This is a genomic window from Streptomyces anthophorae (genome assembly GCF_049310305.1).
Lineage (GTDB): Bacteria > Actinomycetota > Actinomycetes > Streptomycetales > Streptomycetaceae > Streptomyces.
Map to the genome: position 1 here is coordinate 7,765,482 of NZ_JBLWQQ010000001.1, position 15,244 is coordinate 7,780,725.

The following is a 15,244-nucleotide window of genomic DNA, read 5'->3' on the forward strand; positions in this document are numbered from 1 at the left end:
ACCTCTCTACTCTGCGGTGAACGCGCCGTCCACCACGATCTCGGAGCCGCTCATGTATGAGGACTCGCTTGACGCGAGGAAGACAACGGCTGCGGAGATCTCCTCGGGGCGGGCCCAGCGCTTGAAGGGGAGCGTTTCGGCCGGTGGCAGCGACCCCCCGGCGGAGCCGAGGTTTTCCCTGATCATCGGTGTGTCCGTGTCCCCAGGACACACCGCGTTGACGCGGATGCCGGAGCTGGCGAGTTCGAGTGCTGCGGCCTTGGTCATGCCGCGCACCGCCCACTTCGACGCGACGTAGGGAAAGATGTCGGTGAAGCCGACGAGGCCCGCGGTGGAGCAGATGTTCACGATGACTCCGCCCGACTCGCGCATGACTGGGATCACCGACTGCATGCCGAGGAAGGTGCCGACCTGATTGATATCGATCACACGCCGGTAGTCCGCTTCGGAAACGGTCTCAAGGCGCTGAATCGGTGACACACCAGCGTTGTTCACCAGTACATCGAGCCCTCCGAAGTGACTCTGCGCGGCCGCCACGACGCGAGCCCAGTCCGCGGCGTTGGTGACATCTCCGTGCAAGAAGAGCAGCCGGTCTTCTCCGAGTTCCTTGACGAGCGCGGGCCCCTCGCCATCGTTCACGTCGAACGAAACGACGCGGGCGCCCTCCTGGACGAGCGCGCGGGTATGGGCGACGCCCATACCCCTCGCACCACCACTGACGAGCACGACCTTGTCCTCAAGTCGCATCAAGAATCTCCCTGCCGAATTCGGTCGCTTCTGTTTGATGAGTCCGCAACGAGCTGCGGGGCGTCAGCCGTGCCGTTACTGCCGGCCGATCCTGGCGTAGACGTCCGGTCGACGAGTCCGAAGCGTTCTCGCACAGACCCAGCCGACGACGAAGACCAGCGGCACCAGAACCGCGAGGACGGCGGACACGATCGGCCCGGCGCCAATGAGCGCGTCGAGGTTCGACACGCTGAGCACGAAGACCGCGGAGATACCGACCAGCCCCAAGATGGGCGCAGCCCGTGTCCGCCATGCCCCGCCTCGTGGGCCGTCGGCCGGATGCCGCCGGAAGTACATGATCACCGCGAGGCTCACGAGCCAGAGCAGCACCACGATGCCGACGGCGCCGATGCCGTTGGCACGGATGTAGACAGTGAAGGCATCGGAGCCGACTGCCTCGAAGGCGGTGACGGCCGCGATGACGAGCACCGCGATGATTTCCATCCCTGTCACGAAGAAGGACGCCCGGTACGGCGAATGATGCTTCGGATGCGCCGTGCCGAGTGAGGTGGAGAAGACACCATCCCGGCCGAAGGAGTACAGATAGCGTGCCACCGCGTTGTGCTGGGCGAGCAGTGTCGCGTACGTGGAGATGATGACCAGGCCGTCGACCAGGCTCGGCATGACCGCCCCCACGTACTGCTTGGCAAGGTCACTGAACATCGTCGACACCTCGGCCCCCTGCTGCGCCTCCGCGATGCCCCTGGAGCCGAGGCCGGTGACCATGGCGATCGCTGCCAGGATGTAGAAGGCGCCGATGACGAGCACCGCGACGTAGGTGGCTCGGGTGATGGTGTTGACCGGATCCTTGACCTCCTCGCGATAGATCGCCGACGACTCGAAGCCTCCGAAACAGAGGAAGGCGAACAGCACCGCCAGTCCGAACCCGCCGGTCGTCACGCCGTCGGAGGTGAACAGCTCGGTCGATACGCCATCGGGCCCTCCGTCGAAGAAGATGCGCAGGTTCACGATCAGCACGAGGAGGATCTCGATGCTGAGTGCGACGGCCAGGGTCTTCGCGGAGAATTCCACGTTTCCGTATGCCGAAACGCCGGCGAGCGCCACCCCGGCCAACGCGAAGAGGTACCAGGGAAGTGACGGGACACCCAGGTCTTCGACGAAGAAGTGCCTGGCATAGAAGCCGAACGCGGCCCAGGTGGACAGCAGCAACAGTGAGTAGGTGAACAACGCGACGAAGGCGCCTCCGAGGCCCAGATTCCTGCCCATGCCCGCGGTGATGTAGGCGTAGAAGGCGCCGGGCCGGTCGACGTAGCGGGTCAGCGCGTTGTAGCCGACGGAGAACACGAGCACGATCATCATCGTGACGAGCAGGGCCGGAACGACACCCACACCCGCAAAGCCGGTCATGGACGGCAGCACGCCCACGATGACAAGCAGCGGGGCCGCCCAAGCAAGCACGGCGAATACGACGCTCCCGACACCGAGGCGCCCCTGAATACGCTGCGGCTGCGTGTCGCCGGGGCCCGACGTGTGTGGTGCGTCGCTCTGAGTGCTGGGACGCTCAGTCATACAGACTCCGTTCCTGGCCCGTTCGCCGGCGCACTGAGAATCGCACCACGTCCGGCCCTCCAGGTGTCTCGTTATGAGACATGTCGCGAGCAGGGCTTGGTCAGATTGGTGTCCGGTGGTGTGTCCCCGTGCGACGCCCGCCGAGACGCTCCGTGGTGTCGTGCCAAAGTGGCACAGTCCTGCCCCTTTGGGCGGTGGAACGCTGGCTCCTCGAACGCCTCGGCCGATCACGCCGGCGTTTGACCACGGAACGAGGAGAAGGCATGACTACCACCGCGGCCGTCGACACTGCAGCCGACGCCCCCAGCAAGAGCGTGCGTCGGCGCACCGTTGCGCAGGCGATCGTTGAGTATCTGCAGGTTCAGTACAGCGAACTCGATGGCGAGCGCCGTCGCCTGATCCCGGGGATGTACGGAATCTTCGGTCACGGCAATTCGGTCGGCGTGGCCCAGGGCATTGACGAGTACGGCGTCGATTTCCCGCACATCGCCGGTAAGAACGAGCAGTCGATGGTGCACGCGGCCATCGGGTACGCCAAGGCGACCAACCGGGCCGCGACCCTTGCCTGCACCGCATCCGCCGGCCCCGGCTCGACCAACATGATCAGTGGTGCCTCGACCGCGACCACGAATCGCCTGCCGGTCCTGCTGTTCCCTGCCGACATCATCAACAATCGCAAGGGCGACCCGGTGCTCCAGCAGATTGAGCACCCGGTGGAGCGTGATGTGTCGGCCAACGACGCCTTCCGGCCCGTGAGCCGGTACTTCGACCGCATCACCACGCCCTCTCAGCTGCTGGTGACCCTGCCCGAGGCGTTGCGGGTCCTGACCGACCCGGTCGATACCGGAGCGGTCGTGGTCTGCCTGCCGCAGGACATCCAAGGTGAGGCCTACGACTTCCCCGAGGAGTTCTTCACCCCGCGCGTCTGGCCCATCCGCCGCCGGCCGGCGGCGCAGGAGGAGATTCGGGACGCGATCGAGATCATCCGCCGCGCGCAGCGACCGGTCTTCATCGCCGGCGGCGGCGTGCGCTACTCGGACGCGGCCGATGAACTCGCCAGGCTCAGCGCCGATTTCGGTATTCCCGTTGTGGAGACCTACGCCGGAAAGGGAATGGGACCGAACTCGGAGCTCGGCCTCGGCGGGCTCGGCGTCGACGGCACGATCGGGGCCAACCGGATCGCGGGGCGGGCCGACTGCGTGATCAGTGTCGGCTCCCGGCTGCAGGACTTCATCACCGCATCGCACTCCCTGTTCGAGAACCCTGACGTCCAGCTGGTGCACTTCAACGTCAGCTCTTTCGACGCGCACAAGATGGGCTCCTATCCCGTGGTCGGTGACGCGAAGCTTTCGCTCACCGCACTGCACGAGGGCCTGACCGCCGCCGCGTACCAGAGTGTCGCGGGCTACCGCGACGAGATCGCTGCCGCGCGCCAGGCCACGGCCGATGTGCTCGAGCAGGACCTGGAGTACATCCCTGGCGAGAACATGAGCCAGGCACAGGTGATCGACGTGCTCAACAAGCACACGGGCGCCGACGACGCCCTCGTGCTCGGTTCCGGAGGTGTGGTCGGGGGCGTCCACAAGGCGTGGGACACCTCGAACGGCACCAAGGTCCTCTCCGAGTACGCCAACTCCTGCATGGGGCACGAGCTGCCGGCCGGTCTCGGCTATCGGCTGGCCACGCCGGACGCGCCGGGTGATGTCTTCGTCCTGATCGGCGACGGGACGTACTACATGCAGCCGACCGAGCTCATCACCGCAGTTCAGGAGCACCAGAAGATCACCGTCGTGATCATCGACAACAGCGGGCACCAGTGCATCTGGCCGCTGCAGGTCGCCAAGGGCGGCCATGAGTTCGGCACTCAGCTGCGTGAGCGGAGCGCCGAGACCGGACGTCTCGACGGAGCCGTCGTGCCCGTCGACATCGCCGCGAACGCGGCCAGCTTCGGCGCGGTCTCCTGGTCGACCAACACGATCGAGGAGTTCAAGTCGGCCCTCGAGGAAGCCCGCGAGGTCGAGAACCGTCCCGCCGTCGTGGTGGCCCACGTGGAGCCGTGGCGGTACCTCACGGGCAACGGCGCCTTCTGGGACGTCGGCGCCGCGATGACGTCGGAGCGCCCCGAGACCGTGGAAGGCGGCACGAAGCATCGCGAGGCTCGTGAGCGCCAGCGCTACTACGGCCCGACGATCGCTCCCGGCCGCGGGGTCTGACCGGAATCCCGGCGCACACACACCTCGGCTGTCCCGCGGCCTTCCGTCGCGGGACAGCCGTTTCTTCCGGCACACCATCTCCCATGAGCCAAGAAGGCAAGGAGGAAGACCGATGAGCACATTCGCCGTCACCGACCCGTCCACGGGCGAGATCGCCGCCGAATACCCCACGGCGACCGCGGAGGAGATCGAGGCCGCCCTCGTCGCCACCCACGACGTGTACCAAACGTGGTCCCGCCGAACCACGGTGCGCGAGCGCGCCGCTCTCGCGCGGCGCCTCTCCGAGCTCTTCAGCGAGCGCCAGGACGAGCTCGCGAAGATCATCAACCGCGAGATGGGCAAGCCGATCCCGCAGGGGATCGGCGAAGTCCAGTTCGCAGCCAAGATCACTGCTGCCTTCGCCGACAACGCCGAAAGGTGGCTCGCCGACGAGCCGCTCGAGGTCGCCGACGGCCTGCGCAGCTTCTTCCGCTACCAGGGGACCGGAGTGATCCTCGGGGTCATGCCGTGGAACTACCCGTACTACCAGGTCGTGCGATTCGCGGTGCCGAATCTGATCCTTGGCAACACGGTGGTCCTGCGCCACGCCGCTCAGTGCCCGGAGTCCGCACTCGCGCTGCAGCAGCTGTTCCGCGACGCCGGCTTCCCCGAGGGCGCGTACGTCAATGTGTTCTCGACTCATCAGCAGGTCGCCGACATCATCGCCGACGATCGCGTGCAGGGAGTGTCACTCACCGGCTCCGAACGTGCCGGTGCGATCGTCGCCGAGCAGGCCGGTCGTGCGCTGAAGAAGTGCGTGCTCGAGCTCGGCGGGTCCGACGTGTTCCTGGTGCTCGACACGGCTGACGTGGACAGCGCGGTCAAGCATGCGGTCGCGAGCCGTATGGACAACACCGGGCAGAGCTGCATCGGCTCCAAGCGCATCGTGGTCATCGACCGGCACTTCGACGAGTTCGCGGCGAAGTTCACCGCCGCGATGGGTGCCCAGTCGTACGAGAACGGCGATTACGGACCGCTGTCGTCCGACTCCGCGACCAAGACACTGACGGGCCAGGTGCAGGGCGCCCTTGAGCAGGGTGCCACGCTCCTCGTCGGTGACAACCAGCCCAGGGGCAACGTCTACACGCCCAGTGTCATCGGCGACATCACGCCGGACATGGACGTCTACGGCGAGGAGCTGTTCGGCCCGGTGGCGCAGCTCTACCGCGTCTCCAGCGATGAGGAGGCCATCGAGCTCGCCAACTCCTCGCCCTACGGCCTCAGCTCGGTTGTGATCTGCGATGACCTGGAGCGCGCCGAGCGCGTCGGTGACCAGCTCGACGTCGGCATGGTATTCGTCAACGCGGGCCTCCTCGGAGGCCCGGACGTGCCCTTCGGCGGTGTCAAGAAGTCGGGCTACGGCCGCGAGATGGGCAAGGTCGGCATGCTCGAGTTCGCCAACAAGAAGCTCTACCGCTTCGCGAAGTAGCAGCCCGTACTCCCCTGGGGAGGCCCGGGACCGTCGACCGGGCCTCCCTGCGCACTCACCGTAGGGATGGGGCCAGGCGCCACGATCTCTGTTTGTGCGAATATCTATGCAGGGCTGCGGAGCTGCGCATGGGCGCGTGCCGGGGCGGAACGAGGAGATACACGAACGACGGAAGAGGTGCCCCGTGGCCATCATCGGCGAAGAGCTGCGGCTGATGACCCATGTGGCGCGGCTGTACCACCTGCAGGGCGTGCGGCAGCCGGAGATCGCCGCGCGACTCGACCTGTCGCAGGCCAAGGTGTCGCGGCTGCTGAAGAAGGCACAGGAGCGCGGGATCGTACGGATCACCGTGACGCCGCCTTCCGGAACGCATCCCGAGCTGGAGGACGGTCTGCAGGAGCGGTACGGGCTGAAGCTCGCGCTGGTCGTTGAGACCGCACCGGACGACGAGCGCACGCTGCTCGGCGACCTCGGGGCGGCTGCCGCGTACTACCTGCAGACCATGCTGCGGTCACAGTTCACCGTGGGGATCTCTTCGTGGAGCGCAAGCCTCCTGGCGACGGTGCAGGCGATGCAGCCCGTCGCCGGTCTGAAGGGGGTGCGCATCGTGCAGGCGGTGGGGGGCATCGGCGATCCCGCCGCGGAGGGGCATGCCTCGCGGATGACCGGTCAGCTGGCGCAGCTGGTCAACGGCGAGGCCATCTATCTGCAGGCGCCGGGTGTGGCCGGTTCGGTGGAGAGCGCGTCGGCGCTGCGCGCGGATCCGTATGTGTCGGCCGCTCTGGGGGAGCTGGACGACCTGGACGTCGCCCTGGTGGGCATCGGTGAGATCACTCCGTCCAGCACGCTGGTCCGCAGTGGCAACGCCTTCTCGGATGAGGAGCGGGACGCCCTGGAGAAGCTGGGCTCGGTGGGGGACGTGTGCCTGCGGTTCTACGGTGAGCAGGGCCGACCGATCGAGTCGGACCTCGACGCGCGGGTCGTCGGTATCACGCGCGAGCAGCTCGCCTCCGCGCGTCGCACGATCGGTGTCGCGGGCGGCAGCCGCAAGCACAACGCGATCCGGGAGGCTGTATCGGGCGGGCTGATCGACGTGCTCGTGACGGACCAGGACACGGCTGCGGCGTTGATGTCCGACTGATCGACTGCGGCCTCCGAGGCGCTCGTGGCAGGAGCGCTCTCGGAGGCCGCGGCCCGGCGGGTGGTGCTGGTGCGGTCAGCTCATGAACATGCCGCCGTCGATGTTGAGCGTCTGGCCGGTGACGTACTCCGCCGCGTCACTGGCGAGGAAGAGCAGGACGTTCGCGATGTCGTCGGCTGTCCCGGCGCGCCCCATGGGGATGCCCGCAACCCACTCCTTCATCAGCTCACCGGGACCGTAGTCACCGAGCAACTCACCCCAGACGCGGTCGTTGTAGTCCCACATGTCGCTGCCGACGATGCCCGGAGCGTAGGCGTTGACCGTGATGCCCTCGGGAGCCAGCTCCTTGGCGAGGCTCTGGGTGACGCCCATGACGCCGAATTTTGACGCCGCGTAGTGCGGGGTGTACACGAACCCCTGGCGGGCCTGGCCGGAGGCGGCGTTGAGTATACGGCCGCGTATCTTGTTCCGGCGCATGACCGCTGCTGCGGCCTGGGCGCACAGGAAGACGCCCTTGGTGTTGACCGCCATCACACGATCCCAGTCGCCTTCGGTGAGTTCGGGCAGACGGTGGATGCTGATGACTCCCGCGTTCTGTACGGAGACGTGGACGCCGCCGAACTCCGACTCCGCGCGTCCGTACAGCGCTGCCACCTCTGCGGGGACGGTGACGTCGGCGGGGACAGCGAGTGCGCTGCCGCCGCCGTGGGTGATCTCTTCGGCCGCCTCGTGGACCGCCGGGTCCAGGTCGGCAAGGACGACGTGGGCGCCTTCGCCGGCGAACCGCGCGGCGATGCCCCGGCCGATGCCACGTGCGGCACCGGTGACGACCACCGTCCTGCCTTGGTAACGCCGCTGCTGCGGCACGGCATCAGCCGTCATGGATTCGGTCATGGCAGGGTCTCCAACTTCCTTGTTGGGTGGGTGCTTGGGGCAACGTCAGGCGACGCCGGCGGCGCTGTCCGCCCGCGGCGGGATCTGGTCCGCGACGGCGGTGGTGCCGGCAGTGGCAGCGTCGCGGTACTGGGGGTCTTCCGGGCTCTTAAGGAAGTGGGCCATCACCGCGGCGGCCAGGTAGAGCAGAGCGAACAGCCACACCAGGCCCTGTTCCCCGATGAGCGGCTGGAAGACGGCAACGAGGGCCGGGCCGACGAAGGCTGCCATACCGGCGCAGAGGCTGTACGCGGCGAAGGCACTGCCCCGATCCTCCGGGCGTCCCATCGAGAGCAGCAGCGCGGGCAGCGGGGTGAAGCCCGACAGCATGAAGCCCCACACCATGGCGCAGGCGGTGGCCACCCAGAAGTTGTCCTTGACGGTCATGGGGCCGTAGTACAGCAGCAGCGTCGTGGCGATGCCGGCCACGCAGCCGAGCCACATGACGGTCCGACGCCAGCCGAAGCGGTCACCGATGGCGCCGAAGATCAGGCCGGCGGGCAGATTGGCCGCGTACATCAGCGTGACCATCAGGAGGTACTGGCTGAGGCTGAGACCGATGGTGGCGGTGAAGAACGTCGGGAGGAAGACGAAGAATCCGTACTGCGGCGCGGTGTTGATGACACGGACGACACCCGCCATCGCCACCTTGGGCGACTTCCAGAAGATCTCGACGCCGGCCAGCATCTGACGGCCGAAGGTGGCGTTCTCCACCATCGGCTTCTTGCCGGTGCTCTCCTGCAGGCCGACCGTGCAGATCACGGCTCCGAGGATCACCAGGCAGAGCGCGACCCACAGCGTGCCGTACTCACCGACCAGCGGGATCGATCCGCTGGCGACCAGGGAACCGAAGGTGGGGAGCCCGCCGGTGAACCCGAACCAGAACCAGCCGATGGCGGTGGAGACCCGCGTCACCGGCGCGATGGCGATGACCCAGATCAGGAAGGAGAAGGCGAACAGGGGGTAGCCGAAACCGCGGACGGCGTAACTGAGCAGGACCACCGTGTAGTTGTCGGTGGGCAGGGCGACGGCCAGGAAGACGATCTGGAGGGATATCCAGATGGCGGCGCCGAGCATCATCACCTTCTTCGGTCCCCACAGGGCCGACAGAGTGCCGGAGAACCAGGCGGCGATCGTGGCGGCGATGCCGTACGCGGTGATGACGGAGGCGGCCTGGCCGGTGGTGAATCCGCGGTCGGCCAGGAAGGGCGAGAGGTAGTTGGACTCGACGCCGTCGCCGATCATGAAGATCAGCAGGCCGACGTAGCCCCACAGCAGCGGGCGGGGCATGCCGATGCGGGTGGTCCAGTGCGTGCTGTCGGCGCCGGAGCGTGCATGCGGAACGGACATGGGCAGTCCTCGGGCTCGGGGAAGAGAGGAGGCATGAAGGGGAGTTGAGGGCCCGCCCCGGCTCCGCACACTGCGGCCCCGGGGCAGGGGAGTCGGTCGACGGGCCAGAGTCACCAGCAGACGTAGCCGCCGTCGACGAGCAGGTCAGAGCCTGTGATGTACGAGGCGGCGTCGGAGGCCAGGAAGACGGCGGGGCCGACCATCTCCTGAACGTTCGCGATCCTGCCCATCGGGGTCTCGGCCGCGAACACCTTGAGGTTCTCGGCGACCTCGGGGCGCTCGTTCATGGGGGTCAGCGTGTTGCCGGGGCTGATGGAGTTGACCCGGATGCCACGGTCGGCCCACTCGGTGGCCAAGCTCTTGGTCAGGTGCATCACGCCGGCCTTGGAGGCGTTGTAATGCGCCTGCAGCAGACCGCGGTTGGCGATCGTGCCGGACATGGAGGCGATGTTGACGATCGAGCCGCCTCCGTGCTCCAGCATGACCCGGGCCTCGGCCTGAGCGCTGAGGAAGGCGCCGGTGAGATTGATGTCGACGACACGGCGGAAATCCTCGGGCGACATGTCCTCGGCCGCGGTCGCGCCCGCGACCCCGGCGGAGTTCACTGCCGTACGGATCGGTCCGAGCGCCTCCACCGCTGCGGTGACCGCCGCACGCAGTGACTCCGGGTCGGTGACGTCGCCGCTGAGCGCGATCGCCTTGCGGCCCAGTGCCGTGATCTTGTCCGCGGTGGCCTGCGCGGCTTCCGCGTTGCGGTCGAAGCAGGCGACGTCGGCGCCGCTGGCGGCGAAACCGAGGGCGATGGCCTGGCCGATGCCGCTGCCGGCACCGGTGATGAAAGCGGGCTTGTCCTGCAGAGAGAAGGACGCGGGGGTGAACGTCATGATGCGGCTCGCATTCGGTCGTCGGGGGAGATACGGAAGGTCGGGGAGGCAGGGGTTCCGGGCGGGTGGGGGAGCGGAGCCCGTGGTCGCGCGAGGGGCGCGTCCTGCCTGGCCTGCCGTCCTGCTGACGACCGGGCCGACCCGTGCGCCGCGCGGGCGCTCAGGGGGTTCGGCGGCATGAGGCCTCCAACTCCGTTGTTGAGAGGGGTGGTTCGGGGGGTGTGTCGCTGCGGCGGGAGTGCCTTGATCGGGGTCGGTCCGAAGCGGATGTCTCTACGGGCGCCGTCCGAGGGCACACCCGACGGCGTCGTGCCAGCCGGCCATGCGCCGGTTGCGCCAGGCGTCGTCCTGTTGCGGGGTGAACCGCGTGCCGTTCGGCGCCAGTTCGCCCAGGTCGGCGTCGTCCCAGACACCCAGGGCGGTGCCGGCCAGGTAGGCGGCGCCCAAGGCGGACACCTCGGGGCGGCCCGCGGAGACGACGGGGCGGCCGATGAGGTCGGCCTGCAACGTCATCAGGCGCCCGTTGCCAGTGGGCCCACCGTCCGCACACAGCTCGGCGGCCGGTGTGCCGAGTACGGCGTCGAACCGGGAGAGCGTGTCGGCCACTTGGAACGCCATCGAGTCGACCGCCGCCGCGGCCACCTCGGCGGCCCCGGAGTCGAACCCCATGCCGATCAGCACCGCTCGCGCCGAGCGGTCCCAGTACGGAGCGCCGAGCCCGGAGAACGCGGGCACCAGATACACGTCGTTGTCCGCGCGGGCATCGACGGCCAGGGCCGCGATGCCGGACGAGTCGGTGCCCAGCAGCTGAGCAGCCCAGCGGATGGCTGTGCCGGCCGAGGCGATGTTGGCCTCCAACGCCTGGGCTGCTCTGTCCTCGTGGCGCCTGCGCCACGCCAGCGTGGCCGCCACACCACCGGCCGGGGGACATCCGTCCGGATTCAGCACCATGAGCGAAGAACCGGTGCCGTACGTGGCCTTGACGACGCCTGGTTGTCCCAGGCTCTGCGCGAACAGGGCCGCGTGCGAATCCCCGAGGACCGCGCCGATGGGCAGGCCGTCGGCCAGACCCGGCACGTCCTTTGTGCAGCCGAGCTCGTCACCGGCGCTGTCGGACGCGACGACGCGCGGCAGCGCGGCGAGCGGCACTCGGAACAGGTCGAGCAACTCTTCGTCCCACGCGGCCTCGTCGAGCCGCAGCAGCTGGGTGCGGGAGGCGCAGCCGGTCTCCGTGACATCGCTGGCGCCATTGGTGAGGCGGTGCAGCAGCCACGCGTCGAGCGTGCCGACACGCAGCCGACCGGCCATTGCCCGCTCCCGCTCCGGATCGATCCGGTCGAGCAGCCACTCGGCCTTCGTGGCGGAGAACATCGGGTCGACGGGCAGGCCGCTCCGGGCGGTGACCCATTCGCCCTCGGGCGCGGCGGCGATCTTGGCGCAGCGCTCGGCGGTGCGCCGGTCCTGCCAGCTGACCAGCGGCGACAGCGGCGTCCCCGAGACCGGCTCCCAGGCGAGCACGGCCTCGCGCTGCACACTCAGCCCGAGACCGGCGATCCGCACGCCCGCCGCCGAGGCCTGCCCGGCGAGCTCACCGGCGACCCCGGTGACACTGCGCCACAGCACCGCAGGGTCCTGTTCGACCCAGCCCGGCTGCGGGTACTGCTGCGTCATGGGCCGGTGCGCGGTGCCGAGCACCCGCCCGTCCTCCGTGATCAGCAGCCCCTTCGTGCCGCTGGTGCCCTGGTCGAGTGCGAGCAGAGCACCGCCTGCCGCACTCATGCGGCCGCTCCCTGCCCCGCGCCCGTCAGCTCACGCGCGGCGCGGGTGATGGACTCCGCGTCGATGCCGAAGTACTGCGCCAGGAAGCCGGCACTGCCGGTCGGCGTGAACTCGTCGCGCACACCGAGCAGCTTCATCGGTACCGGGCCGCGCTCGGCGAGGAACTCGGCGATGGCACTGCCCATTCCACCGGCGACGTTGGCCTCCTCGATGGTGACGATCTTCCCGGTCTCCGAGGCCGCGGCGAGGACCGCCTGCTCGTCGATCGGCTTGACGGTGGAGAAGTTCAGCACCCGCGCCTCGATGCCGTCCACCGCCAGCTTTCCGGCCGCCTCCAGCGCGGCGGACACGGTGGTGCCGCTGCCGATCAGCGTCACGTCCGATCCCTCACGCAGGCGGGCCGCCCTGCCCATCTCAAACGGGATGTGCGGGGTCAGCGCGGGAACCTTGGTGCGGCCGACGCGGAGGTACACCGGGCCGTCGTACTGGTGGGCCCACAGCAGCGCCTCGCGCGTTTCGGCGGGGTCGGCCGGGTTGAGGACGACGAGCTCGGGCAGGGTGCGCATCCAGGCGAAGTCCTCGACACCGTGGTGCGTGGGGCCGAGCTGCCCGTAGGCGAAACCGGGGCTCATGGCGCACAGCTTCACGTTCGTACGCGAGTATGCGACGTCGGCCTTGATCTGCTCGGTGGCGCGGCCGGTGAGGAAAGGCGCGGCGGCGCACACGTAGGGGATACGTCCGCCGTTGGCGAGGCCGGCGCCGGCGCCCACCATCAGCTGCTCGGCGATGCCCACGTTGACCAGGCGCTCGGGGAAGCGCTCCTGGAAACCCTTGAGATTGGAGGAGCCGACGGAGTCGTTGCACACCGCGACGGTGCGCTCGTCGCTCCTGGCGAGCTCGATGAGGGTCTCGGCGAACACCTTGCGGCAGTCGTGGAGTTCGGTGCTCGTGGCGGCACTCTGGGGGGATTCGGTCACGGCGGTCATCAGGCGTTCAGCTCCTCGAGGGCGGCAGCGGTCTGCTCGGCGGTGGGGACCTTGTGGTGCCACTCCACCCGGTCTTCGATGAAAGACACGCCCTTGCCCTTCAGCGTGTCGGCGATCAGACAGAGCGGCCGGTCGTCGATGGCCCGCTCCTCGCTCAGGGCCTGGTACAGCGCCTCGTGGTCGTGGCCGTCGACGGTACGCACCTCGAAGCCAAACGCGGCCCACTTGGCGTCCAGCGGGTCGAGGCCGGAGGTTTCCTCGGTCGCCGCGCCCTGCTGGAAGCGATTGCGGTCGACGATGACGGTGAGTCGGCCGAGCCGCTGCTGCGAGGCGTTCATGGCCGCCTCCCAGTTGCTGCCTTCCTGCAGTTCGCCGTCGCCGGTCAGGACGAAGGTGCGGCGCGATGAGCCGTCCAGCTTGGCGGCGATGGCGGTGCCCACGGCCACGGGGAAACCGTGACCCAGCGGCCCGGTGTTGGTCTCCACACCCGGGACCTTGCGCCGGTTCGGGTGCCCGTTCAGCGCGGACATCGGCTCCATGAACGTGTCCAGTTCGGACTCGGCGAAGAACCCGGCGTGCGCGAGCGTCGAGTACAGGATTCCGGCCGCGTGCCCCTTGCTGAGCACGAAGCGGTCCCGCTCGGCCCACTGCGGGTCCTCGGGGCGCACGTCGAGGACGGCGTAGTACAGCGTGGTGACGATGTCGGCGGCCGAGTAGTCGCCGCCGATGTGCCCCTGACCGGCCTTCGCGATCATCGCGAGGTCGGCGCGGCGGATCGAGTACGCCAGCTCCCGCAGCCGCGCGGCACGCTCTTCGGGTGCCGCCTGCCGGAGCGCGCGTTTGATGTCCGCGAGCCGCTTGGTGGCCTCGGGGACTGGCATGAGAACCATGTGAATATCCATTCAGTCTTGCGTGGCGATTCACCAGAAGTGAAGCCGGTGGGTGCTCCTGCGTCAAGTGACGAACGTCTCTGTACGGCGCTGCCGCGAGCGTGAGGTCGGTCGCAACGTCGATGGGGTCTGTTGGTGAGTCGCCATGCGGGGCGGATCTGGGGGTGGTGGAGAGTTTGTCTGGGGCCTGATCCGGGTGCGGCTATCTTTGACCTATGACAAAAGAGCGGGGTGAGGCTCCATCAAGCGGGGACGCCCGGGTGGCGCACGGTATTCGAGGCAAGAGTGCCGCCGAGATCGTCGAGTCCGTCTCGGTGCAGGTGAATGACGGTCGACTGGTCCCCGGCAGTGCGCTGCCACCGATCAGGGCTCTGGCGGTTGAACTCGGCGTCAACCGGAACACGGTGGCGGCGGCGTACGTAAAGCTCGCCGCCGCGGGCGTGGTGGTGACTCGTGGCCGAGGTGGGACGTGTGTCGCGCCGGCCGCGGAGAGTCGAGGGCAAGAGCGGGGAGTTGGCCGTGGCGGAGGTGGTCGAACGCGGCGGTCTCAGCTGACGGGGGGTGGGACGCGGCGTTTCGACGCGCTCGAGCGGCTGGAGGCGCAGGTCGCCTCGTTCGACTGGAGCGGGCTGACGGAGGGGCGGCGTCAGATCCTCGACGCGTTCCTCGGGATCGCCACGACGTCCGGCTACGCGTCCGTGACCATGCGCGGTATAGGCAAGCGCCTGCTGGTGAAGGCGCCGAGTCTGTACAGCCATTTCCCTGGTGGCCGCGATGAGTTGGTGGCGCTGGCGCTGCGCTGGCACTACACCCGATGGGCCGGCTCCGTGGTCAGGGCTGTGCGCGAGGTCGAGGATCCGCGTGCCTTCCTCGCGGCGCTGGTGCGGCACCACGTCCGCAATCAACTGGAGACGGTCGAGAACGACATGTTCGACCTGCTCCTCGCTACGGACCGGTTCAGCCGGATGTTGCCACCGAGGACGCGCGACGAGGTCGCGCACTTGGTGTCCCTGTATCAAGATCTGTACCTCGGTGTGGTGAGCGACCTGGGGTACGGAGGGGACACCTCGCGCGTGGTCGCCATGGCGGTCACGCTGCTCGACGGCGTCCGTTCGTGGAGCGGTTGGGAGGGAGACCCCGGCTCGCTGGGCGGCATCGTCGAGTCGGCTGTCCGGGCTGTCGACGCTTTGCTGAATACCCTGCCCGCTGCAGGGCCGGGCGGCTGATCGCGCTCAGGATGTGGGCCCGACTGCCGCCCAGGTGAGGGGGAAACGCACGGCTACC

Annotated in this window: 12 protein-coding genes; 4 read left to right on the forward strand and 8 right to left on the reverse strand. The window is 68.4% G+C overall.

The window, feature by feature from the left end:
- Positions 1-6: 6 nt before the first annotated feature.
- Together ACNYS0_RS35285 and ACNYS0_RS35290 are read right to left on the reverse strand one after the other, a co-directional pair.
- Complete coding sequence (locus ACNYS0_RS35285; RefSeq protein ID WP_422479598.1) at positions 7-747, reverse strand: glucose 1-dehydrogenase; 741 nt, start codon at positions 745-747, stop codon at positions 7-9.
- A 75-nt stretch (positions 748-822) separates the two neighbouring features.
- Entirely contained in the window at positions 823-2,316 is a 1,494-nt protein-coding gene (locus ACNYS0_RS35290; RefSeq protein ID WP_422479600.1) for an APC family permease, read from the reverse strand.
- Positions 2,317-2,510: 194 nt separating this feature from the next.
- On the opposite strand from ACNYS0_RS35290, the gene iolD reads away from it, so the two are divergent.
- The 3 genes from iolD to ACNYS0_RS35305 all read left to right on the forward strand — a co-directional run bounded on the left by iolD (position 2,511) and on the right by ACNYS0_RS35305 (position 7,138).
- Positions 2,511-4,529, forward strand: coding sequence for a 3D-(3,5/4)-trihydroxycyclohexane-1,2-dione acylhydrolase (decyclizing) (iolD, locus tag ACNYS0_RS35295; RefSeq protein WP_422479602.1), 2,019 nt, complete (start codon positions 2,511-2,513; stop codon positions 4,527-4,529).
- Positions 4,530-4,641: 112 nt separating this feature from the next.
- Positions 4,642-5,997 carry an NAD-dependent succinate-semialdehyde dehydrogenase gene (locus tag ACNYS0_RS35300; RefSeq protein WP_422479604.1) on the forward strand — a complete coding sequence of 452 codons (1,356 nt, stop codon included), beginning with the start codon at positions 4,642-4,644 and terminating at the stop codon, positions 5,995-5,997.
- Between the two features lie 184 nt (positions 5,998-6,181).
- Positions 6,182-7,138 carry a sugar-binding transcriptional regulator gene (locus ACNYS0_RS35305; RefSeq protein ID WP_422479606.1) on the forward strand — a complete coding sequence of 319 codons (957 nt, stop codon included), beginning with the start codon at positions 6,182-6,184 and terminating at the stop codon, positions 7,136-7,138.
- 75 nt (positions 7,139-7,213) lie between these two features.
- On the opposite strand, the gene ACNYS0_RS35310 is transcribed toward ACNYS0_RS35305, so the two are convergent.
- From ACNYS0_RS35310 to ACNYS0_RS35335, 6 genes are all read right to left on the reverse strand, one after another.
- Positions 7,214-8,032, reverse strand: a complete 819-nt coding sequence (locus ACNYS0_RS35310) for a glucose 1-dehydrogenase (RefSeq protein ID WP_422479608.1) — start codon at positions 8,030-8,032, stop codon at positions 7,214-7,216.
- Positions 8,033-8,077: 45 nt separating this feature from the next.
- Entirely contained in the window at positions 8,078-9,421 is a 1,344-nt protein-coding gene (locus ACNYS0_RS35315) for an MFS transporter (protein ID WP_422479610.1), read from the reverse strand.
- Between the two features lie 110 nt (positions 9,422-9,531).
- Positions 9,532-10,305 (reverse strand): SDR family oxidoreductase, encoded by a 774-nt coding sequence (locus ACNYS0_RS35320; RefSeq protein ID WP_422479612.1) that lies wholly within the window; start codon positions 10,303-10,305, stop codon positions 9,532-9,534.
- A 273-nt stretch (positions 10,306-10,578) separates the two neighbouring features.
- On the reverse strand, positions 10,579-12,084 hold the full coding sequence (locus tag ACNYS0_RS35325; RefSeq protein ID WP_422479614.1) for an FGGY family carbohydrate kinase: 1,506 nt from the start codon (positions 12,082-12,084) through the stop codon (positions 10,579-10,581).
- Positions 12,081-13,070, reverse strand: a complete 990-nt coding sequence (locus tag ACNYS0_RS35330) for a transketolase family protein (RefSeq protein ID WP_422479616.1) — start codon at positions 13,068-13,070, stop codon at positions 12,081-12,083. The genes ACNYS0_RS35325 and ACNYS0_RS35330 overlap by 4 nt, the downstream gene beginning before the upstream one ends.
- Positions 13,070-13,960 (reverse strand): transketolase, encoded by an 891-nt coding sequence (locus ACNYS0_RS35335; protein WP_422479618.1) that lies wholly within the window; start codon positions 13,958-13,960, stop codon positions 13,070-13,072. The genes ACNYS0_RS35330 and ACNYS0_RS35335 overlap by 1 nt, the downstream gene beginning before the upstream one ends.
- Before the next feature lie 215 nt (positions 13,961-14,175).
- Between ACNYS0_RS35335 and ACNYS0_RS35340 the strand changes: the two genes are divergently transcribed.
- Positions 14,176-15,186, forward strand: coding sequence for a TetR/AcrR family transcriptional regulator (locus tag ACNYS0_RS35340; protein WP_422479620.1), 1,011 nt, complete (start codon positions 14,176-14,178; stop codon positions 15,184-15,186).
- Positions 15,187-15,244: the final 58 nt, after the last annotated feature.